We start from the raw sequence: 735 nt of genomic DNA on the forward strand, positions 1-735 counted from the left end.
TTTCGTCGTGGCAGAGGACCTGCAGGAACTCGATATGCCCGAGGTCACCGGCGCGGGCTTGGGCCAGGCGGGATTCGAGGGTCTGCAGCATCCCGGATAGCTTCAGCGTCCGCAGCGCTTGTTCCAGCGCGACATCCACGATCATGCCGATACCCCCTGACCGTGTTCGCCGTCCGCACCGTCGTCCTGGGCGCGGTCCGCGGCGGTGGTGTCCATGGCGGCGTTCGTGGTGGCGCGGATCGCGGCCACGCTGTCCGGGTTGGGCAGCGCCAACACGTTCCGGAACAGCCGCGAAGGACCGTGCAGGAACGCTGAGGCGCCTCCATCGCCGTTGCTGGGTGGCAGTGGATCGGCTTCCAGGCCGGCGGCGAGGATGCCTTTGATGGTCCGATAGGACGGGTCGCCGACGGCGATCGCTTTGGCGCACGCCAATTCGAGCCGCGCTTCGCTATGGCGGTCGGCCAGCCCGAGCACGCCCTGGGCCGCGCGCAGCCGGAACAACGCGTTTTCGCTGAGCAATTCGGCGATCACAGCGACCGTCGACTCGCCGATCTCTTCGGCTCGTTTGCGGCACCAGGTCGGGCCTTTCATAGCGAAGGCGATCCTTTCCGGCGGGTAGTGCGACACGTCGGATTGCTTGCCGAATGGCTTGCGCACATGGGTGGCGATCAACTCACCTCGGTCGAAGATCTGCACCATCGAATACGTCGAGCGCACATCCACTTTCCGGCCGAT

2 pseudogenes are annotated in these 735 nt (G+C 66.0%); both read right to left on the reverse strand.

Annotation, left to right across the window (positions count from 1 at the left end):
* A pseudogene (locus IU459_RS40610) lies at positions 1 to 145 on the reverse strand (ATP-binding protein); the annotation flags it as partial.
* Positions 142 to 735, reverse strand: a pseudogene (locus IU459_RS37395) (hypothetical protein); the annotation flags it as partial. The pseudogenes IU459_RS37395 and IU459_RS40610, both read right to left, overlap by 4 nt.

It is taken from the genome of Nocardia amamiensis, from assembly GCF_015477605.1.
In the GTDB taxonomy this organism is placed as follows: Bacteria; Actinomycetota; Actinomycetes; order Mycobacteriales; family Mycobacteriaceae; genus Nocardia; species Nocardia amamiensis_A.